We start from the raw sequence: 1,088 nt of genomic DNA, 5'->3' as shown, positions 1-1,088 counted from the left end.
CCCGGAGGCGGCCGGGGCCGAGATGGCGGCCGGGACCGGGGAGGCGGCCGGGGCCGGGGAAGGCGGTCCGGTGGGTCACTCCACGCCGATGATCAGCGGTACGCCGTGCTGCCCGCCCCGGTAGACCACGGTGTCCACGGCGAGGTACCTGCGCCGTACGTGCTCCTCCAGCTCCGTGGCCACCCCGTCGGCGACACCCGCGCCGAGCACCAGGGTGACCATCTCGCCGCCGGCCGCGAGCATCCGGTCCAGCACCGCCCGGGCGGCGGTGGGGACGTCGGGCCGGATCACGGCCACGTCGCCGTCGATCAGGCCGAGCACGTCGCCGGCCTGGCAGACCCCGGCCGTGGTCCACGACTCGTGCTCGGCCACGGCGAGTTCGGCGTGGCGGGTGGCGCCCGCCGCGGCCGTCATGGTGACCACGTCCTCGTCGAACCGGCGGCCCGGCTCGTGCACGGCGAGCGCGGCGATGCCCTGCACCGGGGACCGGGTGGGGATCAGGGCCACCCGGACGCCTTCGCCCCGGGCCTGCTCGGCGGCGGCCGCGGCGGTGTGCCGCAGGGCCGCGTCGTTGGGCAGCAGCACCACCTCGCGGGCGTGGGCGCGCCGCACCGCCTCCACCAGTTCGCCGCTGGCGGGCGGCTCCCCCGGGTCCGCGCCGACCACCGTGGCACCGGCCTCGGTGTACAGGGCGGCCAGGCCCTCGCCCGGCACCACCGCGACCACCGCGCGCGCCGCCGGCTCCGCCGGTGCCCGGCCCCCGGGGTGCGGCGCGGCGGTCCCGGCGCGGCCGGCGTCCGGCGCGCTGCCGAAGTGGGTGATGCGGATGCGGTACGGGCGGCCGGCCTGGATGCCGGCCTCCACCGCCGCGCCCGCGTCGTCCACGTGGACGTGCACGTTCCACAGCCCGTCGCCGCCGACCACCACCAGGCTGTCGCCGAGCGCGTCGAGCCGGTCGCGCAGCCGGGCGACGGCCGCGTCATCGGCCTCCAGCAGGTAGATCACCTCGAAGGCGGGACCGGACGCGGGCAGGGCCGGCGGCCGGCCGGGGGCCGGGTGGTCCCCGGCGCCGCAACCCGCCGCGGGCC

General features: G+C 79.5%; 1 protein-coding gene. It reads right to left on the bottom strand.

Annotation, left to right across the window (positions count from 1 at the left end; translation table 11 throughout):
• Positions 1–75 precede the first annotated feature (75 nt).
• The coding region (locus tag IHE55_RS30500) for a fatty acid kinase subunit FakA-related protein (protein WP_504740328.1) at positions 76–1,088 on the bottom strand (1,013 nt) is incomplete at its 5' end.

It is taken from the genome of Streptomyces pactum (assembly GCF_016031615.1).
GTDB classification, from domain to species: Bacteria; Actinomycetota; Actinomycetes; order Streptomycetales; family Streptomycetaceae; genus Streptomyces; species Streptomyces pactus.
Note: the sequence above shows the minus strand (reverse complement) of the source record. Positions and strands in the feature narration are given on the sequence as shown.